The 23,307-nt window shown below is 54.8% G+C and carries 22 protein-coding genes; 20 read left to right on the forward strand and 2 right to left on the reverse strand.

The features are described 5' to 3' along the window. From BLQ82_RS17215 to BLQ82_RS17255, 9 genes are all read left to right on the forward strand, one after another. Positions 1-247: hypothetical protein (locus tag BLQ82_RS17215; protein ID WP_208861952.1), on the forward strand; the 247-nt coding region annotated here is incomplete at its 5' end. A 145-nt stretch (positions 248-392) separates the two neighbouring features. Beyond that, positions 393-1,025, forward strand: coding sequence for a stage II sporulation protein M (gene spoIIM / locus BLQ82_RS17220; protein ID WP_062522172.1), 633 nt, complete (start codon positions 393-395; stop codon positions 1,023-1,025). A gap of 219 nt (positions 1,026-1,244) precedes the next feature. Next, on the forward strand, positions 1,245-1,712 hold the full coding sequence (fur, locus tag BLQ82_RS17225; RefSeq protein ID WP_020429647.1) for a ferric iron uptake transcriptional regulator: 468 nt from the start codon (positions 1,245-1,247) through the stop codon (positions 1,710-1,712). Between the two features lie 227 nt (positions 1,713-1,939). Continuing rightward, positions 1,940-2,173: a DUF4227 family protein gene (locus tag BLQ82_RS17230; RefSeq protein ID WP_062522173.1), complete on the forward strand. Its 234-nt coding sequence runs from the start codon at positions 1,940-1,942 to the stop codon at positions 2,171-2,173. Between the two features lie 156 nt (positions 2,174-2,329). After that, positions 2,330-3,223 (forward strand): site-specific tyrosine recombinase XerD, encoded by an 894-nt coding sequence (xerD, locus tag BLQ82_RS17235; RefSeq protein WP_062522175.1) that lies wholly within the window; start codon positions 2,330-2,332, stop codon positions 3,221-3,223. Positions 3,224-3,411: 188 nt separating this feature from the next. Further along, positions 3,412-4,590 carry a phosphopentomutase gene (gene deoB / locus BLQ82_RS17240; protein WP_074648339.1) on the forward strand — a complete coding sequence of 393 codons (1,179 nt, stop codon included), beginning with the start codon at positions 3,412-3,414 and terminating at the stop codon, positions 4,588-4,590. A gap of 49 nt (positions 4,591-4,639) precedes the next feature. Beyond that, positions 4,640-5,464 carry a purine-nucleoside phosphorylase gene (locus BLQ82_RS17245; RefSeq protein ID WP_062522178.1) on the forward strand — a complete coding sequence of 275 codons (825 nt, stop codon included), beginning with the start codon at positions 4,640-4,642 and terminating at the stop codon, positions 5,462-5,464. Positions 5,465-5,528: 64 nt separating this feature from the next. Then, positions 5,529-6,395 carry a purine-nucleoside phosphorylase gene (locus BLQ82_RS17250; protein ID WP_082722604.1) on the forward strand — a complete coding sequence of 289 codons (867 nt, stop codon included), beginning with the start codon at positions 5,529-5,531 and terminating at the stop codon, positions 6,393-6,395. Beyond that, complete coding sequence (locus tag BLQ82_RS17255) at positions 6,395-7,726, forward strand: pyrimidine-nucleoside phosphorylase (RefSeq protein WP_062522179.1); 1,332 nt, start codon at positions 6,395-6,397, stop codon at positions 7,724-7,726. The genes BLQ82_RS17250 and BLQ82_RS17255 overlap by 1 nt, the downstream gene beginning before the upstream one ends. Before the next feature lie 65 nt (positions 7,727-7,791). On the opposite strand, the gene BLQ82_RS17260 is transcribed toward BLQ82_RS17255, so the two are convergent. Further along, positions 7,792-8,247, reverse strand: coding sequence for an AraC family transcriptional regulator (locus BLQ82_RS17260; protein ID WP_062522180.1), 456 nt, complete (start codon positions 8,245-8,247; stop codon positions 7,792-7,794). A gap of 121 nt (positions 8,248-8,368) precedes the next feature. After that, on the reverse strand, positions 8,369-9,406 hold the full coding sequence (locus BLQ82_RS17265; RefSeq protein WP_062522181.1) for a serine hydrolase domain-containing protein: 1,038 nt from the start codon (positions 9,404-9,406) through the stop codon (positions 8,369-8,371). Between the two features lie 602 nt (positions 9,407-10,008). Here BLQ82_RS17265 and BLQ82_RS17270 point away from each other — a divergent pair. The 11 genes from BLQ82_RS17270 (at position 10,009) to BLQ82_RS17320 (ending at position 23,259) form a co-directional block, all read left to right on the forward strand. Continuing rightward, entirely contained in the window at positions 10,009-10,959 is a 951-nt protein-coding gene (locus BLQ82_RS17270; RefSeq protein ID WP_062522182.1) for a DUF1177 domain-containing protein, read from the forward strand. 65 nt (positions 10,960-11,024) lie between these two features. Further along, positions 11,025-11,693, forward strand: a complete 669-nt coding sequence (locus BLQ82_RS17275; protein ID WP_062522183.1) for an AroM family protein — start codon at positions 11,025-11,027, stop codon at positions 11,691-11,693. A gap of 16 nt (positions 11,694-11,709) precedes the next feature. Further along, entirely contained in the window at positions 11,710-12,654 is a 945-nt protein-coding gene (locus BLQ82_RS17280; protein ID WP_062522184.1) for an aminopeptidase, read from the forward strand. A 68-nt stretch (positions 12,655-12,722) separates the two neighbouring features. After that, positions 12,723-13,379, forward strand: coding sequence for an aspartate/glutamate racemase family protein (locus BLQ82_RS17285; protein WP_062522185.1), 657 nt, complete (start codon positions 12,723-12,725; stop codon positions 13,377-13,379). 353 nt (positions 13,380-13,732) lie between these two features. Next, on the forward strand, positions 13,733-15,259 hold the full coding sequence (locus tag BLQ82_RS17290) for a PucR family transcriptional regulator (protein WP_062522189.1): 1,527 nt from the start codon (positions 13,733-13,735) through the stop codon (positions 15,257-15,259). A 254-nt stretch (positions 15,260-15,513) separates the two neighbouring features. After that, positions 15,514-16,524, forward strand: coding sequence for an ABC transporter permease (locus BLQ82_RS17295; protein WP_208810697.1), 1,011 nt, complete (start codon positions 15,514-15,516; stop codon positions 16,522-16,524). Positions 16,525-16,554: 30 nt separating this feature from the next. After that, positions 16,555-17,454, forward strand: coding sequence for an ABC transporter permease (locus tag BLQ82_RS17300; RefSeq protein WP_062522191.1), 900 nt, complete (start codon positions 16,555-16,557; stop codon positions 17,452-17,454). 109 nt (positions 17,455-17,563) lie between these two features. Then, entirely contained in the window at positions 17,564-19,165 is a 1,602-nt protein-coding gene (locus BLQ82_RS17305; protein WP_062522193.1) for an ABC transporter substrate-binding protein, read from the forward strand. A gap of 88 nt (positions 19,166-19,253) precedes the next feature. Beyond that, on the forward strand, positions 19,254-20,537 hold the full coding sequence (locus BLQ82_RS17310) for a M20 family metallopeptidase (protein ID WP_062522197.1): 1,284 nt from the start codon (positions 19,254-19,256) through the stop codon (positions 20,535-20,537). 785 nt (positions 20,538-21,322) lie between these two features. Further along, positions 21,323-22,300 (forward strand): ABC transporter ATP-binding protein, encoded by a 978-nt coding sequence (locus BLQ82_RS17315; protein ID WP_062522199.1) that lies wholly within the window; start codon positions 21,323-21,325, stop codon positions 22,298-22,300. Beyond that, a complete protein-coding gene (locus BLQ82_RS17320; RefSeq protein ID WP_062522201.1) occupies positions 22,297-23,259 on the forward strand; it encodes an ABC transporter ATP-binding protein in 963 nt (320 codons plus the stop codon). Before BLQ82_RS17315 ends, BLQ82_RS17320 begins: the two co-directional genes overlap by 4 nt. Positions 23,260-23,307 lie beyond the last annotated feature (48 nt).

Here is a 23,307-nt window from a genome sequence, read left to right on the forward strand (position 1 = left end):
CGCCGTAAGGGAGTTCTGGGAGGAAATGAGAGGTAAAAGTACCTTTGATTTCGCCGCAAGCGAGCTAAAGGAGGGAATGAGAGGTATAAATACCTTTGATTCCGCCGCAAGCGAGCTAAAGGAGGGAATGAGAGGTATAAATACCTTTGATTCCGCCGCAGGCGAGCTAAAGGACGGAATGAGAGGTGAAAATACCCTTGACCTTGACTTCGCCGTAGGCGGTCTGCCTGCACCGGATGGCAATTAACCTTATAGACGGCCCCGAAGCAACGGCAGAGACGCTGTTGACTCACACATTAGGCCCGGCTGCTGATCAGGCCTGCAAGGACAAGTCATAGAGCGGGACGTTTTCTCATATGGTGTAACATATGACCGGAAAGGAGAACGTCCCGATGCGCAGTTTGCGGCTGATGATGAAGGAACAGACGCCTCTTTATATTTTTGTCGCGGTATTGTTTTTGGTTGGGGTCGTTTTCGGGGCCTTGATCGTAAGTGCACTGACGCTGGATCAGCAGCAGGAGCTGAGCGATTATCTGGGGAATTTCTTCGTCACCGTGGATCAGCAGGGACTGCCTGCAGCGCCGGATTCCTATTGGGAAATTGCAGCATTGAACCTGAAATGGATTGGCCTGATTTGGATTCTGGGGCTGTCCGTGATTGGGCTGCCGGGCATTCTGATCCTCGATTTTCTCAAAGGCGTGCTGATCGGCTTCACCGTCGGCTGCATGGTCAGCGAATATTCCTGGCATGGTATGCTGTTCGCGCTGGTCTCGGTTGCGCCGCATAATATCGTGCTGATCCCGGTGCTCCTGGTGGGCAGCGCGGCAGCGATCGCCTTTTCACTGCTGATGATCCGCAGCCGGGTGCTGGGCCAGCGCCGTTCTCCGGTTACCCGCCCTTTTGTTATGTATACGATGTTATCACTGGGGCTGGCAGTGCTTGTGCTGGGGATTTCCGGCTTCGAGGCCTGGGTTTCCCCAACGATGATGCGCTGGGTTACACCCATGCTGGTACCCAAAGGATAAGCAAAAGAGAACGCTGCAACCCGTTATTTTGGAAATTGGAAATCAGCTTACATAAGGGTAATTGTGCAAAAGAAAAGACCTGCAGCTGCATTCGTGTACTCCCCCGGTTCTGCTGACCGCCCTGTTCCAAAAGCGTTTGACTTCTCAAAGGCACTCACCCTATAATGGAAGAAGTGATTTGAAGCCCGGTGCGGTAATTTTCCAAGGGGGAGGCAGACAATGGAAGCCCGGATAGATAAGATTAAGCAACAGCTACAATCCCAAGGATATAAGCTCACACCCCAACGGGAAGCAACTTTAAGAGTACTGCTGGAGAATGAGGAAGATCATTTAAGCGCAGAAGATGTCTTCATGCTGGTGAAGGAGAAAGCTCCGGAGATCGGTCTTGCCACTGTCTATCGTACCTTGGAGCTGCTCAGCGAGCTTCATGTCGTGGAGAAGATCAATTTCGGAGACGGCGTGGCCCGTTACGATCTGCGGACAGATACGGCGAAACATCATCATCATCATTTGATCTGCGTGCAGTGCGGCACGATGGACGAGATCCGCGAGGATTGGCTTGGGCCGCTGGAAGAACGGCTTGAGAAGGAATTTAATTTTACGGTACTTGATCATAGACTTGATTTTCACGGAATCTGCTACCGCTGCAAGGACAAGAACAACACAGACAGCAATCCTTCCGAATAAGCTTATATAGAAGTTCATCTTATGTAGATGAGGATTTACCGCATAAGCTCTCCCCGGTACGATAACCGGAGGGGGGCTTTTTAAGTGATTCAGTTAGTCTTCATACATAATAGAAGCCGCCGGCGCATACAGTGTAGGACGAGTTGCAGTTTTTTTACATTGGTAGTCCAAGCATACGGAGCAGTTTGAAACTCATATTCATTCCACTATTTTTAGGAGGAATCCCCATGATCGTTTCTGTGCCCAAAACGATGCGCCGGCTGTATTTTATGACAATGCTGGTGGCCTTGAGCTGTCTTGCTTATTATGTGATGAGCTGGGTCAGCAGCTGGATCAATCCTTATGAACAGAGTGAAATCCCCGAGGGCACGGCCATCCGGGCATTCCAGGAGGTTCCGCATTCCCCCGAAGGGCTGAGCCCTGGGGAGAGGCTGCGGTTTTATTACTGGTACGGAGAGTGAGGAATATGCCGCAAGCAGGAAATGGCTGTGAGTCTGTCGAAAATGCTAAGACGGGACCCGGCATGGCCTGCTTTTACATAAGTATGGCCTGGGCCTCACACATTAATATGCAGCAGAATGCTGAGAGCAGCCTGAGTAAGACAGGAGCGTGGATTGATGAGGTCACATTTGCAGCCGTTTATGCAGTATTTGTCCGAGGACAAAGGCTTATCGCCAAGCACACTTGAGTCCTACGGACGGGATATCTCGCAGTTTATGGATTTTGCCGATGAGCGGGGGTTGTCCTCTCCGGAAGACATCAAAAGATCACATATTATGCTCTACCTCGCGGCACAGCGCGGAGCAGGGCGCGCAGCCGCAACGGTGAACCGCAATACGGTGTCACTCCGGGCTTTTTTTCATTATTTGCTGAGGGAACGCTTGATCGGGCAGGACCCGACGCTGGATATGGACAAAATCAAACCAAGCAGCAAGCCGCCTATGGTGCTGAGTGTGGAAGAGATGGAGCGGCTGCTGAATGCACCGGGCGACGACACTCCGCAGGGCAGACGCGATAAGGCGATGCTGGAGCTGCTCTATGCTACGGGCATCCGTGTCTCCGAGCTGATCTCGCTGAACGTGGAGGATGTACATACGGAAATGAAGTATGTCCGCTGCACCGGGGCTTCCGGCAAGGAGCGGATCGTTCCCATTGGCGCGATGGCCGCTGAAAGTGTAGCCCAGTATACCACTGGCATGCGGGACAAGCTGCTGCGCGGCAATCTGAATGAAGCAGCCTTGTTCCTGAACAGCCTGGGCGGAAGGCTGACCCGCCAGGGGTTCTGGAAGATTATTAAGAAATATGCCCGGGAAGCCCAGATTGAGCAGGATATTACACCGCATACCTTAAGGCATTCCTTTGCGGCGCACTTGCTGGAAGGGGGAGCGGATCTGCGTTCCGTGCAGCAGATGCTTGGACATTCTGACATTTCGACTACCCAGATTTATAGCGGAATTGCCCGCAAGAATATGAAGGAAGTCTATGAGAGCCATCATCCGCGGGCAAGATAGCCGGTTTTAATGGCCGGGATAGAAACATAGCGCGGCCTTATTCATACCCGGAGCGGGCAAAAGATGCTTTTTGTGAGTAAGATCGCTATGATGGAATCATACTGAAACCTAAAGCTCCACTTGGTGGAGCTCTCTTGTTTGGTCTGTGCCCCAAAGACTTGCATACTATTAAAGGAGTGAAGACGGCAATGTCCTCATTTAAACGAATCGGATTTATTGTACTGGACAGTGTAGGTATCGGCGAAGCGCCGGATGCTGAAGGTTTTGGAGATAAAGGGGCCCATACCCTGGGCCATATTTTGGAGCGGGTGCCGGGTCTTAAGCTTCCTAATCTGCAGCAGCTCGGCCTTGCGAATATCGCGCCGCTGCCGCCGCTGGAGCCTGTGGCTGCCCCAACCGGTTATTACGGTAAAATGCAGGAGGTTTCAGTCGGCAAGGACACGATGACCGGCCACTGGGAGCTGATGGGACTCAAAATTGAGATTCCCTTCAATACCTACCCGGACGGCTTCCCGGCCGAACTCATCGAGAAATTTGAAGCGGCTACTGGCCGCAAGGTCATCGGCAACAAGCCGGCTTCCGGCACCGAAATTCTGGTGGAGTACGGCGAGGAGCAGATGAAGACGGGCGCCTGGATTGTCTATACTTCCGCAGACAGCGTGTTCCAGCTTGCTGCGCATGAAGAGATTATTCCGCTGGAAGAGCTGTACCGCGCCTGCACAATCGCCCGCGAGCTGACAATGGCTCCCGAATTTTCGGTAGGCCGCGTGATTGCCCGCCCTTATGTCGGCGAACCGGGGAAATTCGTGCGCACGCCGAACCGTCATGATTACGCCGTGAAGCCGCCGGAGCCCACGATCATGAACGCGCTGAAGGATATCGGCAAGGACGTGATTGCCGTCGGCAAGATTAACGATATTTTTACGGGTGAAGGAGTTACGGCAGCCTACCCGACCAAAAGCAATGAGCATGGCATCGAAATTACGATTGCGGAGCTGCGCAAGCCGTTTGACGGCTTTTTGTTCACCAATCTGGTAGATTTCGATTCCCTGTACGGCCACCGCCGCGATCCCGAGGGTTATGGACACGCGCTGGAGGTGTTTGATCAGGCGCTGCCAGAGCTGCTCTCCACGCTGACGGAGGATGATCTCCTGATCATCTCGGCAGACCATGGGAACGACCCAATCCATAGCGGAACGGATCATACGCGTGAATATGTGCCGCTGCTGGTCTACAGTCCAAGATTCAAGCATCCCGACAGCCTGGGCATCCGCCGGACCTTCTCCGATGTGGCTGCGACGATTGCCGACAACTTCGGGGCGAAGGCACCGCAGTACGGGACAAGCTTTTTGGGGGAATTGAAGTAATCCAGAAGTGATAACAAGGAAAACAAACTCTTTAGGAGGCAATATAACCATGAACGCAGTAACCCAGAGCAACATTCAGGAAGCAGCAATCTATATCAAAGATAAATGTCCCGTCGCCCCGGAGATTGGCCTGATCCTCGGTTCCGGCCTGGGTGTCCTGGCGGATCTGATCACCGATGAGGTGGTTATTCCTTATCACGAAATTCCCCATTTCCCGGTGTCCACGGTGGAAGGGCATGAGGGGGAACTGCTGATCGGCATGATCGAGGGACGCCGTGTGGTAATGATGAAAGGCCGATTCCACATGTATGAAGGCTATGGACCGGAGACGACGGCTTTTCCGGTTCGCGTGATGAAGGAGCTGGGCGTAGCCAGCCTGCTGGTCACCAATGCCGCCGGCGGTGTGAATACGGACTTCACACCCGGCGATCTGATGCTGATTACCGATCATCTGAATCTCACCGGCCGCAATCCGCTGACCGGACCCAATGACAATGCGCTGGGTGTGCGGTTCCCTGACATGTCCACTGCCTACAGCCCCCGCCTGATTGCGGTAGCCAAGGAAGCTGCGGCAGCACAGGGTTTTGAATTCAAGGAAGGTGTCTATGCCGGTCTGCTGGGTCCTTGCTATGAAACACCGGCTGAGATTGTGATGCTGCGCCGCCAAGGAGCGGACGCGGTGGGGATGTCCACGGTTTCGGAGACCATTGTAGCCCGTCATGCCGGTATCGAAGTGCTGGGGATCTCCTGCATCACCAACATGGCCGCCGGAATCCTGGATCAGCCGCTGAACCATGCAGAGGTTATGGAGACGGCGGATCGTGTGCGTGAGCACTTTTTGAAGCTGGTGCTGGCGTTTATTCCGAAGATGTAGGCCGGAGCATTCGGCTGAACTGACTTTTAACCATACACAATTGAGATCCGGGAGGATGTTACTGATGACACAACAACACGCTGGTACCCCTTATGGCATGCAGGTTAAAGAAGCCGCTGAATATATTCAATCCAAATTGGGGGCCTATGCTCCAAAAATCGGTCTGATTCTGGGTTCGGGCCTTGGCGATCTGGGTGATCAGATTGAAGATGCGGTGTACTTGCCTTACGAAGAGATTCCCCACTTTCCGCGTTCGACGGTGGAAGGCCATGCCGGACGTTTCGTGATCGGGAAGCTGGAAGGCAAAGACGTTATGATAATGCAAGGCCGTTTCCACTACTATGAAGGCTACGCTATGCGCAAGGTTGTATTGCCTGTATATGTAATGGCCAAGCTGGGTATAGGTACGCTGGTGATTACCAATGCGGGCGGAGGCATGAACCGTTCGTTCAAGGCCGGCGATCTGATGCTGATTACCGACCATCTCAACATGACCGGCGACAACCCGCTGATCGGACCGAATGATCCGGAGCTGGGTGTGCGGTTCCCGGATATGTCCCGTGCGTATGACCCTGAATACATTGCGCTGGCCAAAAAGCTGGCGGGTGAAGTAAAAGGCGTGGACGGCGAAACGCTGGTGCTGCAGGAAGGCGTCTATGCCGGAATCAGCGGCCCAACCTACGAAACACCGGCTGAGCTGAAAATGCTCGCAACCCTCGGCGGAGATGCCGTAGGCATGTCCACTGTGCCGGAAGTGATCGTAGCCAGCCACAGCAGATTGCGTGTGCTCGGCATTACCTGTATTACAGATATGGCGATTGGAGATGAGCTGGAGCCGTTGACGCATGAGCAGGTGGTGAAGGTAGCGAATATGACGAAGCCGAAATTTATCGGCCTGGTGCGTGCCTTTGTGCGTGAGGTACAGGCCTGATGCGGGCAGTTGACCTGATTCAGAAAAAAAGAGACGGCGGAGAATTAAGCCGCGAAGAAATCGCCTACCTGATCCAGGGCTACAGCAAGGGCGAAATTCCCGATTATCAGATCTCCGCCTGGGCGATGGCAGTCTATTTCCAGGGGATGAACGCGCGCGAAACCGGCGATCTGACGCTGGAAATGGCATTGTCCGGCGATCAGGTTGACCTTAGCCCGATTGCGGGCATCAAGGTGGATAAACACTCCACCGGCGGTGTGGGTGATAAAACGACAGTTGTGCTTGCACCGCTTGTTGCCTCCGCCGGAGTGCCGGTCGCCAAGATGTCCGGCCGCGGACTGGGGCATACCGGAGGCACGCTCGACAAGCTGGAATCCATCAGCGGCTTCTCCATAGAGATGGACCGGGAACGCTTCTTCACCCAGGTAGGCGAAATCGGAGCAGCGGTGATCGGCCAATCGGGCAACATCACTCCTGCGGACAAAAAGCTGTACGCGCTGCGCGATGTGACGGCGACAGTGGAATCCATTCCGCTGATCGCAAGCTCTGTCATGAGCAAAAAAATCGCTGCCGGTGCGGACGCCATCGTGCTCGATGTCAAAACCGGCAGCGGCGCGTTCATGAAAACGCTGGATGATTCCATTGCGCTGGCGCAGGCCATGGTCGATATCGGCACGCATCTTGGCCGCAACACGGTAGCCGTCATCAGCGACATGGACCAGCCGCTTGGATACGGCATCGGCAATGCCCTGGAAATCAAGGAAGGCATCGAAACCTTGAAGGGACAAGGGCCGGCTGACCTGGAGGAAGTCTGCCTGATTCTGGGCAGCCAGATGCTCGTTCTCGGAGGCAAAGCTAAGGACGAAGCGGAAGCACGCGCGATTCTGAAGTCGCACATTGCGGACGGCAGCGCACTGGCCAAGTTCAAGCAGATCGTTGCGGCACAGGGGGGAGACGTCACCCAGGTGGAGTCACCCGATACGCTGCCGTCTGCACGGACCTTCATTGAAGTGAAGGCGGTAGCTGCCGGGTACGTGGAAAGCATCCAGGCCGAGAACATCGGCATCGCGGCCATGCTGCTGGGGGCGGGACGCGAAACGAAGGAATCAGCCATTGATCTGGCTGTAGGCATTCAGTTGTCCAAGAAAGTCGGCGACGCCGTAGCCGCAGGGGAAACGATAGCGGTGCTGCATGTGAACGATGCCGGAGCGAACAAGGTGCAGGAGGCCGAAGCCAAGGTGCTGGAAGCCTACCTGATTTCCGCCGAGCCGGTGCCGCCGCAGCCGCTGGTGTTTGCGCTGGTAACCAAGGATGGGGTAACGCGGTATTAATATTAGCCGAAGACAAGCAGCAGCGGCAGCCCTGGACGGGAAAACGTCCGGGACTGCCGCTGTTTTTATTGAACAGGAACGCAAATTTCGCAATAATGTTTATTTATAAGTTCAACGGTATATCGCTCCAGGATGGGTTTTGTTTCATCCAGACGGAGCCCCCGGTTCTTAAGCTCCATGAATATGTCAGCCCAGGCCTTTTGAACAGCTTCTGCGGTATGAGGGATCTTAAATACAGCGTAGCTTCCTCCGCTAATATTGCCCATGCTGACTTCATCAGAGTTTACACAGCAATCCTCAGGAACCACCATACATGCATCATAGCGGCAATTTTCCGGTTTCACCCATGCAGGATTGTCTTGGGCAATCCCGAGAATAACAGACATACTATTCAAGAATGAATTGGCTTGTACCCAGCATTTAAATTTTTCCATTAACTGTGAGTTGGCCATTCCATAAGGACCGGTCTGTCTCATGTATACAATTTTGCAGGATGGTATATCTTCGATTATTACGTTCATATTATCTTCTCTTTCATATAGAGTACATCGATGCCTGAACCCATCTTATGATGCTTTAAAATGAAAAACAACACATTTTTTATAAAAAAATGTCAGCTGCAGCGTCAGGATTCCTCCTGTATCATAAATTCGCATCCGAGTCCAGACACTCCTCAATCGCCCGCATTATCCGGTAGGCGCCCCGGCTGTGGTTGCATAGGATGGCGGCTGTAGTGCCGCTGGCCGGATAATAAGCGGAGTGGAAGGATACGCCGGGATCGTAGCCCATCACATGATATTTATAGATCCCGCCGCCACGCTTCGTAATCCACACCCCGTAGCCGTAATATTCTTCTTTGTCCTCATGAATGTGAGGAGTAAGCAGCAGTGCAGTCAGCTCCGGTCCCAGCAGCTTATGCTGGAGCAGCCCTTCCCACAGCAGAAGCATATCAGGAGCAGTGATGAACGCGCCGCCGTCTGCGCCCCCTTTTACCGGAATAGAGTAGATGTTGGTGGTCCAGGTTCCGTCTTCTTGCGCTATGTATCCATGGGCCGTATTGGCGGGAAGTGCATCCAGTGAAAAATACCCCGAGTCTGCCATCCCGCTAGCCTTGAAGACATATTCCTCCACATAATCCGTAAATGCCATCCCGCCAAGCTTCTCCACAAGCAAGCCGAGCAGAATGTACCCTGCGTTATTGTAATGGAATCTGGTACCCGGTGTGAATTTCATCGGCAGCTCTTGGAACATAGGAAGGAAGTCCTTAAGCCCCCGTAACTGATACATTGGCCGTGTTGTCCACAGCGAGGCGAAATCATCCATCGTCTCTTCATCAAAATAATCGGGAATGCCCGAGCTATGGGTCAGCAGGTGATGAACGGTGATGTCACTGCTGAACCGGGGAAACGCTGGCTGCTCCAGAATATCCATGACTCTGCTGTCCAGTGCAAGCTTGCCCTGCTCTACCAGCTGGCAGACGGCAATCGCTGTGAACAGCTTGGAGCCGGAAGCATTGCCATACCGTGTGTCCGGTCGGTTGGGTCTTGTGTCTGCTGTGCTGGCGTAGCCGTATGCGCCGGAGGCTACAGCATGGTCACCGCTTTTTACTAATATAGTTCCCGAAAAGCTTGTCGCTTCAGGCTCAGATTGAATGATGTTGTGAAGTTGTTCCTGCGTCATGATGTTGTCCTCCTGATATATTTTCTGCTTCCTTGTCTGATAAGGTTGGCGTGATTGTATTTTCTGCAGTAGAATGCTCGCTTTCCGGTGGAAAATCGCCTTCTGTTGTATTCTGTGCAATTGATCTTAGCGAATGTAGGCCAAAAGCGCCATTTCCCAGTAATCTGCTGCAGGGAGTGCAATAGATTCTATTATTCAATGAATTGAAGGGGAATCTGCTGTAGAAAGTGCAATAGAATGTGTCTCTGGCGGAACAGCTAATGTCCGGCATCTGCAATTCCAGGTTTCTTCCAACTTTCGGTGACCCGTATTCGGTGCCCGTTTATCTGCTTGCTTCTTATTCACGATATCATGACGCCTGATGAGAAGATATGCCGACTTCTTTTAGAATGGTTTATTCCTTCTGCCTTCCCCGTATGCTCTCTGTTTGCTCCTAATCACATGCTGTCCGGTGCAGAACGAACGCCTTGCGTAAGGTTTATCTGCAAAGGACAAGAAAAGCAGCGCAGTTTTGGCAGGGCGGTACATTGTGGAGCGTTTGGAATTTAAGATAGTATAACTCTAACAGATTGAGAGACAGCACATCCGGGGAGGAATTATAAATGGCACTTCATCAGACGATAACGGTTTTGAACACGATGGACAGCGCTTATGTAAATGGAGAGCAGATCAGGCAGCTGTTCGCTGCGTATCCTGCGGTTCAGGTAGAAGTGAGGAAAGTTGAAGGCGATAAAGGCAGCACAGAATTCGTGAAAATTACCATCCCGGGCAGTGAAGGCAAGGGAGCGGGCGGCAAAGCGCCAACGTTTGGCATAGTGGGCAGACTGGGCGGGATCGGGGCGCGCCCCGGACGGATCGGGATTGTCTCGGATGCGGACGGAGCAGTGGCGGCGGTCGCTTCAGCACTGAAGCTGGCCGATATGCAGTCCAAGGGAGATGTTCTGAAGGGCGATGTGCTGGTCACGACACATATCTGCCCGGATGCGCCGACCCTGCCGCATGAACCGGTGGATTTCATGGACTCTCCGGTCGATATTCTGCAGATGAATGAGCATGAGGTGCTCCCGGAGATGGAAGCGGTTCTGTCCATTGACACCACGAAAGGCAACCGTGTAATCAATCATAAAGGAATTGCGATTTCACCTACCGTCAAGGAAGGCTACATCCTGCGGGTGAGCGAAGACCTGCTGCGTCTTCTGGAAATGACGACCGGCCAGCTTCCGGTGACGTTTCCGGTGACGACCCAGGACATCACCCCATACGGCAATGACCTCTACCATATTAATTCAATTCTTCAGCCCGCCGTGGCTACGGATGCTCCGGTGGTCGGTCTGGCAATTACCGCCCAGTCCATGGTTCCGGGCTGCGGAACCGGGGCCAGCCATGAGGTCGACATCGCGTCGGCGGTCCGTTTTGCCATTGAGACGGCGAAGGAATTCACCCAAAGCCTGTGCTCGTTCTATAATCCTGCCGAATTCAAGCGCATTACAGAGCTGTACGGCTCTATGAAAGTACTGCAAACCTCCGGCAAACCGGCAGTCCCGACAGTCTGATGTGGTGCGCATCCATTCTTAACCATGAGGCCGGGCCGGAGCGGAGGCTTGAGGAGGGAACAAGGTTGAAGCAAATAGGACTGATTACCATTGGGCAAGCCCCGAGGACCGATGTGGCCCCCATCCTGGAGAAATATCTGGAAGGGCGCGCGGAACTGGTCCAGTCCGGGGTGCTGGACGGCTTCACTCCGGCACAGGTCCGGGAGTATTACACTCCCGGGGAAGGAGAGTACGTCCTGACCTCCCGGATGCGGGACGGCTCAGCCGCGGTTGTCTCCAGAGAACGGATAAAGTCCGTTCTCCAAGGGAAAATTGATGCCATGGAAGCTTCAGGAATTAAGACGATTCTGCTGCTCTGTACCGGGGAGTTCCCGGGCCTGCGCACAGTCCGGGCGCATTTGATCGAGCCGGACCGGATTATTCCCCCGGTGGTGCAGGCTTTGACCGGCAAGCGCCGCCTGGGCCTGATCGGCCCCTTGCCCGAGCAGGAGCAGAACCTGAACGAGAAGTTTGCCGCGTCAGGCACTGCTTTGCCTTTTGCCGCAGTCTCTCCGTATACCGGAAGCGAAGCTGATTTTCGTGCGGCAGCAGAGAAGCTGAAGGACCGGGCAGATGTGATTGTGCTTGACTGTATGGGCTATCTGGAGCAGCATAGACAGTGGGCGGCATCAGCCGGGGTCCCTGTCGTGCTGTCCAATGCGCTGATGGGGAAGCTGATCGCCGAAATGGTGTAATCAGGAGGAAGTTAACATGAGTGAACAACGGATCACAATCAGTATGAATGTCCTGAAGGACTGTCTGGGGCTTGGCAGCCATGAACAGCTTGTTGTAGTAGCGGATGACGACAAGCGGGAGCTTGCGGAATCGGTCTACGAAGCAGGCAAACGGCTTGGTGCCGAGACGGTGCTGATGGTTATGAAGGAACGGAGCCGGTCCGGCGAAGAGCCGCCGGCCGCCATTGCCGAAGCGATGGCCAAATCGGATGTGGCGGTATGCATTACAACTCATTCGATGACCCATACGGCGGCACGCAAGCAGGCGGCAGCTGCTGGCACCCGGGTTGCTACCATGCCGGGGATGACCGATGATATGTTCAGTCAAGGGGCGATAACAGCGGACTATGGGCAGGTGAAAATCTTGACCGAGCGGGTAGCCGCGCTTTTGTCCGAGAGCCGCAGTGTCCGCATTGAGAAGGATGGATTAAGCTTATCCTTCTCCACTGAGGGACGGGAAGGCATCCTTAGTACAGGGCTTTATCTGAATCCCGGGGAATCCGGCAATCTGCCTTCGGGTGAAGCCTATATCGCACCGCTCGAAGGCACTGCTTCAGGGAGCATCAAGGTAGACGGCTCCGTTGCCGGAATCGGCGCTCTAAGCAGTCCGATGGTGCTTACCGTGGAGCAGGGCCGCCTGACCGCAGCCGAAGGCGAAGGCGGGGACAAGCTGCTGGAGCTGCTGGGCACAGGCGATGGCCGGCTGCTCGGCGAATTCGGGATCGGGACGAACAACAAGGCGAGAATCACCGGCGTTGTGCTGGAGGATGAGAAGGTGTACGGGACGATTCATGTGGCTTTTGGCAGCAATAATACCTTTGGCGGAGTGGTAGCCGCAGGAGTGCACATCGATGCTGTTGTGATGAAGCCGGATGTCTATCTGGATGACAAGCTGATTATGCGTGGCGGAGAACTGCTGTAGATTGAAAATGGCGGCCGGACCGATATAGGCTGCCGGACTGATATAGGCTGCCGGACAGGAGGAAAAGGATGCTGGGAATTATACGCGTCATTACGCTGGAGGAGGAAGCGGCGGTTCATCTGCACGGAGCGCTCATTGAGCGCCGCTTCGGGCTGCCCGTGATGAGCCGCTGCATTCAGGATCAGCCCCAGGGGGTCTTTGATAGGGAGACGGAAGCACAATCGGTCCCCAAAATTATTGCCCTGGCCCGCGAGCTGGAACGCAGCGGCTGCACGGCCATCGGGATCAGCTGTGCGGCAGATCCCGCACTGGAGGAAGCCAGAGCCGAGGTCCGGGTGCCCGTACTGGGGGCGGGCTCCTGTGCCGCTCATGCCGCGATGGCGTATTCTACCCGGGTGGGGGTGCTGACCATCCTCACGGAGGTTCCGCCCTTGATCCGAAGCATACTCGGAGAGGCTTACGTGGGCATGGACCGTCCGGACGGAGTCCGGACGACGCTGGATCTGAACACGCCCGGCGGCCGGGCCGGTGCGCTGGCTGCGGCTGCGCGGCTCAAGGAGCGCGGTGCGGAGGCCATAGTTCTCGCCTGCACCGGCTTCGCCACCATCGGGCTGGCGGCAGAACTGGAAGAGAAGCTGGGCATCCGCGCGCTGGACCCGATCCTGTCGCTCGGCGCGATGGCGGCATCTGCGGCTTCACTGCCGGGGCTTCTCCGGCGGCAATAGCCGGAGCGGGAATGCCTTTATATGATCTGCAAAAGCGGGTACCTTCTTATTCTTAGGAAGGTATCTGCTTTTTTTTGCATATCAGAAAGTATGGATTGGGGTCCCCCAGTTGCGGACTGGAAAAGCGTTATTTGGTGGAATATGCCTATACTCAAGAGCTTGCGGACTCAGAATCCGTTAATTGGGGAATAGATGTTTCTCTTCTTAACGTAAACCTCCCCTTGCCGAGGAATGCAAAGCGATTCTGCTTGTGGTGATTCGACAAATTCTGATAAAATATTCGGAAGTTGAGGTTTGGCATACTTCAGGAAAATTCATGAAATACTGAAGACAGCAGAAGGGGGAAGGGACCAATGAATACTCGGGGCATAACCTTAAGAGAACTGATGCAGCTTCCGATTCTGTCCAAGGCGACCGTGATCAGCGGCGTGCAGGGGCTGGACCGGGTGGTGAGATTTGTGGATGTTATGGAGGTTCCTGATCTGAAGGGTTGGATCAGCGAAGGCGTGATGCTGCTGACCACAGCGTATTCTATCCGCCATGATCCTTCGCTGCTGACCGAGCTGATCTACACCTTGGACCAATTAGGCGCAGCGGCGCTGGCGATTAAGCCGGCGCGTTTCCTCAAGGAAATTCCGCAGGGGGCGATTGAGGCGAGCAATGACTGCGGACTGCCGATTGTGGAGATTCCGCCGGAAATCCCCTACACGGATATCACGCAGCCTGTCATGGAGCTGCTGCTGGGCCGCCAAGCCATGCTTCTGCGCCGTGCGGAGGAAGTCTACCGGACCCTGACCACAATGGTACTGGAGAATAGCGGAATACAGGCGGTGAGTGACAATGTGGCTGATTTTTTAAAAGCGCCTGTAGCTCTGGTTGATCCGGAGCGGAACATCATCGTTTCTTCGCCATCCCGGTTCGATTGGTCGCAGGCGGCACAGCCGCTGAGCTGGAACATTCATGTAGACCGGCGGACGGTAGCCAGGCTGCTGGTGGATAAAGAACAGCTGGATGATATGGAGGAGGTCGGGATCGAGCAGGCCCGGCTGGTGTTCGCCCTGGAGCTGATGCGGAAAAAAGTAGCCGAGGATACGGAGTTCCGGCTGCGCGGCAACTTCATTGATGAGCTGCTTACGCCTCCTTTGCCCTCCAGGCATGAAGTGGAGCGCCGGGCGCGCCAGCTGGGGATGAACCCCGAGCACAAATGGGAGGTAGCGGTGATCGAAGGGGAGACTGCGCCGAATGAGGAGACGGTGAACCGGCTGCTGGAGCAGGAAGCGCGCAAACGCGGCGTCACCCCCCATGCGGAATTCCGTTCGAACCGGGCGGTGCTGTTTCTGCCGACGCCGGAAGGCCGCAAATTCGGCGTTGCCGCAGACAAGGGGACATCGTGGGCAGTGACACTGGAAGGCTGGCTGTCGGACAAAACAGAAGGTCTGGGCGGCTACCGGACAGGAGTGGGGACTTCGGAATACCTCTGGGATATTCAGACCAGCTACAATGAAGCCCGCAAAGCGCTGTCCGTCGCCAAACGCCTGGGTCAGGGGGCGGGCGGAGTGACCCGCTACGAAGAGATCGAGGTGTACCATCTGCTGGAAGGACTGGACAGGGAGGGCTTTGCCGCCTTGTTCGAGCGCAAGCTGGGCAAGCTGCTGCAGTATGACCAGGAGCATGACAGCAATATGCTGCTGACCTTTTATCATTACCTGGAGTGCCGGGGGAGCCTAATTGAAACGGCAAACAGCCTCTATATCCACCGCAATTCGGTCAAATACAGACTGGAACGTATCCGTGACATTACGGGCTTTGATCTGAATGATCCGCGCGAGCAGTTTGTCTGTCATTTGTGCCTGATTTACTACTACCTGCAGGAAAAATAGTATGGATTGACATTTTTATGGGCTGACGCGTTAGAAAAGGTGACATATAAGCGTGGTTGTAGTGCACAATCGACAAACGGTTGTGCTTTTTTTTAGCTGAACGGGACGTAGTGAGGGGTTCAAAATCTATGTAGAATTAGCACAACTACTACAGAGACTCCAAAAACCGCATGGTACCTGACATGGAGCCTGCGGCAGCAGCACAGGTGCGGCTGGAAGTATGAAGGCAACAGAGCTTAAAGGGGGTTGATTCATTGTTTGCTTACACATTAAAAAGACTGGCGCAGATGATTCCGGCCTTGCTCGGGATCATCGTGATCACGTTCATTCTCTCCAGAGTATTGCCGGGCGATCCCGCCATCATGCTGGCCGGGGAACAGGCCCCGGAGGAGACAGTCAACAAAATCCGCCAGGACATGGGGCTGGACAAGCCGCTGTACATTCAGTTTTTCAGTTATTTCGGCCAGCTGTTCCAGGGGAATATCGGCTATGCCTATCATACGGGGCATTCGGTGGCGAGTGATCTGGCAACACGGTTCCCGGCCACTCTGGAGCTGACGCTTGCGAGCATTCTGATTGCCATCCTGGTGGCAATTCCTGTAGGCATTATCGCCGCTACCCGCAAGGAGTCGATCCTGGACCATATCTCACGTGTCTTTTCATTAATAGGCGCATGTGTGCCGATCTTCTGGCTGGGTCTGATGTTCATTTATATCTTTTATTCGATTCTTGGCTGGGCACCTGCTCCAATGGGACGAATCAGCGGAGATCTGAATCCGCCGTCGCATATTACCGGGCTGTATGTCCTGGACAGTATTTTATCGGGAGATCTCATCGCGTTAAAAAGCAGTATCGTCCACCTGGTGCTTCCGGCGATTTGCCTCAGTACAGGCACGATGGCCATCGTGGCCCGCATGACCCGCTCCAGCATGCTGGAGGTCGTCGATCAGGACTTCGTCCGGACCGCCCGGGCCAAAGGGCTCAAGGAATCCGCCGTTATTTACAAGCACGCGCTGGTCAATGCTCTGATTCCAACGCTGACGGTGCTCGGACTGCAGTTTGGTTATCTGATGGGGGGCGCGGTGATCACGGAGACCATCTTTTCCTGGCCGGGTATCGGCGGCTATGTTACGGACTCCATTCTGGCTGCGGATTACGCGCCGATTCAGGCCTTCACGCTGGTCAGCGCCATACTCTACTGCGGCATCAACCTGGCAGTTGATCTGATCTACGGCCTGATTGATCCGCGAATCCGCTATGAATAAACCGACGTTCCGTACAAGGAGGAGATTACATTGAGCACGGCAGCACACTCAGCGCAGGGCAGTCCTACAGCGCCCGCAGCTGCTCACAAACCCAAAACACTGATCACCCTGCTTCTGCATAACCGGCTTGCTGCACTCGGCCTTGTGCTTATTCTGATCTGGACCGTGACCGCACTGATCGCGCCCTGGATTGCTCCGCATGATCCCTATCTGACGGACATGGCGAACAAATTGCAGGCACCCTCCGGCAGCCATTGGTTCGGAACGGACAACTTCGGCCGGGATATCTTCAGCCGGGTGCTCTACGGAGCACGAATCAGCATCTGGACCGGCCTCATCGCTGTAGCGATCTCGTTTCTGATCGGGGTCCCGCTTGGAGGGGTCGCCGCCTACTACGGCGGACGGACCGGAACGATTATCATGCGCCTCATGGATGTTCTGCTCTCCTTCCCGTCCCTGGTGCTGTCTATGGCGATCGCCGCTTCCATCGGGGCTGGCCTGACCAGTGCGATGATCGCGGTCGGCATCGTCGGCATTCCGGAGTTTGCGCGGCTGATGTTCGGCCAGACCGTCTCGCTCCGGGAGAAGGAATATGTGGAAGCGAGCCGGGCCATCGGGGTGAAGAACTCGGTCATTCTCTACCGGCATATTCTCCCGAACGCCCTCGCCCCGCTGATGGTACAGGCCACGCTGGGCATGGGCTTCGCCATCCTGACGGCGTCGAGCCTCAGCTTTCTCGGCCTTGGCGTCAAACCTCCGATTGCCGAGTGGGGCGCAATGATCTCGGAAGGCAGGGAATATATTATCTCCGGCCAGTGGTGGCTGGTCACCTTCCCGGGCCTCGGGATTGCCACCTCGATTCTTGGCTTCAATCTGCTCGGCGACGGGTTCCGGGATGTGCTTGATCCACGGTTGCGTTCGGGCAAATAAAAGGAGAGCCGGCGGCTAAGTCCGCCGCTGCTCCGGATACACAGCCCGGTATAGATAAATCAGCAGCAACATATTTGTAGCCAGTGTATAGAAAAGGGAGGAATTATTGATGAAAAGAGTAAAACTGCTGTCCACACTCGCCGCTTTTTCAATCCTGCTGGCAGGCTGCGCAAGCAGCGCCAATCCACAGACGCCTGCTGCCACTTCGGCTGCTGAGGGCACCGCAGCACCGGCTGCAGCAGCCAAGCCTTTTCTGACGGTTGCTTATTCCGAAGGCGGTACGACGCTCGATCCGGCGGAAGCCAACGATTTGACCTCGGATACCCTGGTGCTGGCGGCATACGACCAGCTTGTCACCTACGGCATCAAGTCCGACAATGGAGCGAATATCGCCAACACCGAAGACATTAAGCCCATGCTTGCCGAGAGCTGGGAAGTGTCCGGCGACAATACCGTCTATACCTTTAAGCTGAAGCCCGGCGTGAAATTCCAGAGCGGCAATCCGGTGGATGCGGCAGCGGTAGTGTATTCCTTGGAACGTGTGGCGAAGTCCAGCTCCGGCAGTTTTCTCTACGGTATGGCAGCCATCAAAACCGTAACCGCCAAAGATGACTCCACCGTTGAAATCGCCCTGACGAATGCCAATCATAATTTCCTGCAGATTCTGGCGATGTACACCTTCTCGATTGTGGACAAGAAGACGGTTGAAGCTGAAGGGCCCGACTATCTCAAGACGAATGCGGCCGGCTCCGGTCCGTTCACGCTTGAGAAATGGGACCCGGCCACCGAGGCAGTCTTTACACCGAACGAAGACTACTGGCAGGGTGCGCCGAAGCTCGGCAAGGTGACGATGAAGTTCACCAAGGAAGCATCCAACCGTGTGCTGCTGCTGAACAAAGGCGATGTCGACATGGCGATTGAGATTCCGCCGAAGGATGTGGATTCCTTAAAGAGCAACAGCAATCTGACTGTAGCCTCCAATGCGAGCAACCGCATTCTCTATTTTGCCATGAACAACAAAGTGAAGCCTTTTGGCAACGAAAAGGTCCGCCAGGCGATCAACTACGCGATTCCATATGACGAACTGCTGACGGGTGTAATGTACGGACAGGCCAAGCAGATGAAGAGTTCGGTGGCCAGCAATACGCCGGGCTTCTCGGATGCAGGTTATGTCTATGAGCATAATCTGGACAAAGCGAAGGCACTGCTTAAGGAAGCTGGCTACGAAAAAGGCTTTACCTTTGACTTCACGCTCGGCTCCGGCTTTGATGACTGGGAAGATGATGCTGTCCTGATTCAGGCAGAGCTGGCCAAAATCGGCGTCACAATGAACATCAACAAGCTGGCCCGGGCCCAGTTCCTGGAGCAGCAGAAAACGAAGAACCTGACCGCTTATATCTCCAAATGGACTTCTTTTGTCAACGATCCGGGCTATCACCTAGGCTTCTTGATGTACGGCAAAGGCTCTTCCAACTACAACAACTACCAGAATGCTGAAGTAGACAAGCTGTGGGAGCAGGCCAATACCGAGACTGATGCCGCCAAACGCGCAGAGCTGTACAAGCAGGCTCAGGAGATCATTACAACGGAAGCACCATGGGCTTACCTGTATGAGTACAACCGCATTGTCGGCATGAGCAACAAAATCAGCGGCTACGCGTTCTACCCGGATGAAGTTATCCGCTTCTACCCGTTGTCGGTTCAGGAATAGCAAATTTTTGTGAACAAGGAGCGGACGGGCTTTCGGGCTGCGGTCCCTCTTTTTCCAAATTACAGAGGACATAAAGGAGATAGAACCCATGACAGACTGGAAAAACAAGGTGCTGAGCGCGATCGATGCAGAGCAGAAGCAATTGCTGGAGCTGTGTTCACAGCTGATCCGTTTTCCCTCTGAGAATCCTCCGGGCGACTCGCGGGACATCAGCAGCTTTATAATGGAGTATCTGAAGCAGGCAGGAATTGATACAGAGGTGCATCCGGCCACTGAAACGATGCTGAACCTCGTCTCTACGTTGAAAACGGGGGCTGCGGAGCCTTCGGATAAAAAACTGATCTTTTGCGGACATACGGATGTGGTTCCCGCCGGTGACCGGTCGCGCTGGGATTTCGATCCGTTCTGCGGCGACATCGTGGATGGCTATATGCTGGGAAGAGGCGCTTCGGATATGAAAGCCGGATTGGCCGGGCTGATCTTCGCCATGGGACTGCTGTCCAGACTGGGCGTTCCGCTGCGCGGCGATCTGGCGCTGCTGGTAGTGCCGGATGAAGAAACCGGCGGACACCTGGGTGTGCCGTGGGTGCTTGAGCGCGAACTGGTTACAGGAACAGCTGCCGTCATTGCCGAGCCTTCCGGACCGCTGAATCCGACGATTGGGCAAAAGGGCAGCTGCTGGTTCGAATTCACAGTGGAAGGTACGCCGGGACATGGCAGTCTGGCTCCGGTTGTGGGCGACAGCGCGATTGTCAAAGCGGCCAAGGGGATTGAAGCGCTGCAGCGTCTATGGGACATTAAGCCGGATATTCCGGAGGAGGTCCAGGAGATCATCCGCATCTCCCAGGATTATGTGAAGGAACGTGAACAGGACGGCTCCATCGCTTACCAGGTGTTCGATCATGTGACGGTCAACATCGGAACGATTCAGGGCGGGACGAAAGTAAATGTGGTGGCTGACCGGTGTACGGTGCAGGTAGATTCACGGGTTCCTTTTGGCGTAGATTACCGCGATGTGCTGGACCGTGCGCGTTCACTGCTGCTTGAAGCGGGCATTGAGTCCGAGGTCAAGGGCTTCGGCTTCCAGGGCAATGCCAACTGGACTTCTACGGAAGAGCCGATTGTCAGCGATCTGGTGGAGAGCATTTGCGAAGTGAGCGGCGAAGAAGCCTACGGAGTACTGCAATGGGCCTCCAGCGATGCCCGCCATTTCCGGACCCATCAGATTCCGGTGCTGCAATACGGCCCGGCTGAGCTGTCCACCATTCATAACTTCAATGAAAAAGCACCGGTCTGGCAGATCATCCAGTGCGCCAAAGTATATGCGTTGACCGCCCTGAAGTATCTTGGAGTTGAAGAGAGCGGAAAGTAAAGCGGGACGTGAAATTTTAACTGACAGACTGAAGAGAGTAAAAAGTGATCCGGAACGAAGTTTACTGACAAATTTTACGTTGAAAGTCAGAGTAGAATTGATGCTACGATAAGAATGATAAGGGATTTGTGTACCTGCTTGCACTTTGTGCAATAGAAGAAGAGACTCGTATAGATGATTGCACTCTGTGCAAGAGAAGAAGAGACTCGTGTGGATGATTGTACTTTGTGCAAGAGAAGAAGAGACTCGTGTGGATGATTGTACTTTGTGCAAGAGAAGAAGAGACTCGTATGGATGATTGTACTTTGTGCAAGAGAAGAAGAGACTCGTGTGGATGATTGTACTTTGTGCAAGAGAAGAAGAGACTCGTATGGATGATTGCACTTTGTGCAATAAAAGGTTCGTTATTCTGGGTGAGATCGCCATATGCTGTATTTCGTGCAATAGAATTTTCGATTTATAGAGAAATACGCATTTTTCGCTTCATTCTGTTGTACAGCGTGCAATAGAATCAGTTTTTCCGGCTAAATGGGGGGCATCTGCTGTAGAAAATACAATAGACTTCCATGCCCGGCCCCTGCGGCACCCCAGAGAATGCAATTTTAAACGTGAGAATGAATTTGCAGGATAGAATGTGTCTTGACCCAAATTTGTATGGGATCTGGCCTGGTGCAAAATGGGAATCGGGACCTTAGATCTGGACCTTAGGTGCTGAATGGTTGAATTTTCGAGATAGACCTGCTCTAATACAGACTAATATAAATCTAACGCCGGGAGGGATACAGATGACAGAACTGCTTGAAGTCTCCGGGCTGTGCACCGAATTCACAACGGCCGCGGGAACCATCCGTGCGGTTGACGGCATCAGCTTGTCCGTGCGCAAAGGGGAGACGCTGGGTATCGTCGGCGAATCCGGCTGCGGCAAAAGCATTACCTCGCTGTCGATCATGCAGCTGCTGCCGAAGCGGATCAGCCGGATTGCCGCCGGGCAGATCCGTTTTGAAGGCAGGGATATGCTGGAGATGCCGGTGAAGGAAGTGCGGGGTATCCGGGGCAACCGGATTGCGATGATTTTTCAGGAACCGATGACCTCGCTAAATCCGGTGTTCAAGATTGGCCGGCAGATTTCTGAATCCGCCCGGTTTCATCTGAAGCTGAGCAAGAAGGAAGCGGACGAGCGTGCGGTTGAAATGCTGCGCAAGGTCGGAATTCCCCGTCCGGAAAAAATTGCCCAGCAGTATGCCCACCAGTTATCCGGCGGGATGCGCCAGCGCGTCATGATCGCCATGGCGATGGTCTGCAGCCCGCAGCTGCTGATCGCCGATGAACCGACGACGGCCCTGGACGTGACGATCCAGGCGCAAATTCTCGATCTGATGCGCGAGCTGCAGCAGACTGAAGGCATGTCCATTCTGATGATTACCCATGATCTGGGCGTCGTGGCTGAAATGTGCGACCGGGTCGTGATCATGTACGCCGGGCAGATTGTCGAGGAGGCGGATGTGGCGACGCTCTTTAATAAGCCGCTGCATCCTTACACACAAGGTCTGCTGGCTTCGCTGCCCCAGCTTGCCGGGGAGAATGACCGTTTGACCTCGATCCCGGGGCAGGTCCCGAATCCGGCCAATCTGCCATCCGGCTGCCGGTTTGCACCGCGCTGCCCGGCGGCGGTTGACCGCTGCTGGGCAGAACGCCCGGAGCTGCTTGAAATCCGGCCAGGACACAGCTGCCGCTGTCTGCTGCAGCAGGAGGAGGTATCATGAGCGCCATTCTGGAAGTCCGCAATTTGAAGAAGCATTATCCGATCCGCAAAGGCTTTTTCGCCAAGCAGGTGGGGGCTGTAAAAGCGGTGGATGGCATCACCCTCTCCGTCGAGAAGGGTGAAACCCTTGCTGTCGTTGGCGAATCCGGCTGCGGCAAATCCACCACGGGCCGGGCCATTCTGCGGCTGATTGAGCCGACCGATGGTGAGATTCTGTTCGACGGCACAGATGTCCGCAGCCTGGACACCGAGCAGCTGCGGCGGTTCCGCACCGATATGCAGATGGTGTTCCAAGACCCATATGCTTCGCTGGACCCGCGCTGGACCGTTCAGCGCATCCTGGAGGAGCCGCTGCGGACGCATGCAGCGGCTAAGAACAGCGAGCTGAAAAGCCGTGTTGAGGAGCTGATGCAAGTCGTGGGTCTAACGCCTTATCAGGCCCACCGCTTCCCGCATGAGTTCTCAGGCGGCCAGCGGCAGCGGATCGGCATTGCCCGCGCGCTGGCGCTGAATCCGAAGTTCATCGTCTGCGATGAACCGGTCTCCGCGCTGGATGTATCGATTCAGGCACAGGTACTCAATCTGATGCAGGATCTGCAGGAGCAGTACGGTTTGACCTACATGTTCATCTCCCATGACCTCTCGGTCGTGAAATTTATCAGCGACCGGGTGGCGGTGATGTATCTGGGCCGCATCGTAGAGCTTGCTCCGACCAAAGAGCTGTTCGCGAAGCCGCTGCATCCGTACACGCAGGCGCTGATGTCCGCCGTGCCGGTGCCGAATCCGGGACTCAAAAAGTCGCGGATTGTACTGACCGGCGACGTGCCGAACCCGGAGACACCGCCTTCCGGCTGTGCTTTTCATCCCCGCTGCCCCTTCGCCATGGACAAATGCCGCAAGGACGAGCCGGTGCTGCGCCAGCTGGACTCGGGACATCAGGTATCCTGCCATTTGTATTAGCAGTGTGTTGAATGAATATGTCGGGCCACCCGGGGACGGGTGGCTCTT

The organism is Paenibacillus jilunlii (assembly GCF_900102965.1).
GTDB classification, from domain to species: Bacteria; Bacillota; Bacilli; order Paenibacillales; family Paenibacillaceae; genus Paenibacillus_AQ; species Paenibacillus_AQ jilunlii.

Coding starts and splice junctions, on each gene's coding strand:
- deoB (WP_074648339.1), top strand. CDS start 3,412: ATGTCCTCATTTAAACGAATCGGATTTATTGTACTGGACAGTGTAGGT.
- BLQ82_RS17320 (WP_062522201.1), top strand. CDS start 22,297: ATGAGCGCCATTCTGGAAGTCCGCAATTTGAAGAAGCATTATCCGATC.
- BLQ82_RS17265 (WP_062522181.1), bottom strand. CDS start 9,406: ATGACGCAGGAACAACTTCACAACATCATTCAATCTGAGCCTGAAGCG.
- BLQ82_RS17285 (WP_062522185.1), top strand. CDS start 12,723: ATGCTGGGAATTATACGCGTCATTACGCTGGAGGAGGAAGCGGCGGTT.
- BLQ82_RS17260 (WP_062522180.1), bottom strand. CDS start 8,247: ATGAACGTAATAATCGAAGATATACCATCCTGCAAAATTGTATACATG.
- BLQ82_RS17250 (WP_082722604.1), top strand. CDS start 5,529: ATGACACAACAACACGCTGGTACCCCTTATGGCATGCAGGTTAAAGAA.
- xerD (WP_062522175.1), top strand. CDS start 2,330: ATGAGGTCACATTTGCAGCCGTTTATGCAGTATTTGTCCGAGGACAAA.
- BLQ82_RS17310 (WP_062522197.1), top strand. CDS start 19,254: ATGACAGACTGGAAAAACAAGGTGCTGAGCGCGATCGATGCAGAGCAG.
- BLQ82_RS17305 (WP_062522193.1), top strand. CDS start 17,564: ATGAAAAGAGTAAAACTGCTGTCCACACTCGCCGCTTTTTCAATCCTG.
- BLQ82_RS17290 (WP_062522189.1), top strand. CDS start 13,733: ATGAATACTCGGGGCATAACCTTAAGAGAACTGATGCAGCTTCCGATT.
- spoIIM (WP_062522172.1), top strand. CDS start 393: ATGCGCAGTTTGCGGCTGATGATGAAGGAACAGACGCCTCTTTATATT.
- fur (WP_020429647.1), top strand. CDS start 1,245: ATGGAAGCCCGGATAGATAAGATTAAGCAACAGCTACAATCCCAAGGA.
- BLQ82_RS17270 (WP_062522182.1), top strand. CDS start 10,009: ATGGCACTTCATCAGACGATAACGGTTTTGAACACGATGGACAGCGCT.
- BLQ82_RS17280 (WP_062522184.1), top strand. CDS start 11,710: ATGAGTGAACAACGGATCACAATCAGTATGAATGTCCTGAAGGACTGT.
- BLQ82_RS17255 (WP_062522179.1), top strand. CDS start 6,395: ATGCGGGCAGTTGACCTGATTCAGAAAAAAAGAGACGGCGGAGAATTA.
- BLQ82_RS17245 (WP_062522178.1), top strand. CDS start 4,640: ATGAACGCAGTAACCCAGAGCAACATTCAGGAAGCAGCAATCTATATC.
- BLQ82_RS17230 (WP_062522173.1), top strand. CDS start 1,940: ATGATCGTTTCTGTGCCCAAAACGATGCGCCGGCTGTATTTTATGACA.
- BLQ82_RS17315 (WP_062522199.1), top strand. CDS start 21,323: ATGACAGAACTGCTTGAAGTCTCCGGGCTGTGCACCGAATTCACAACG.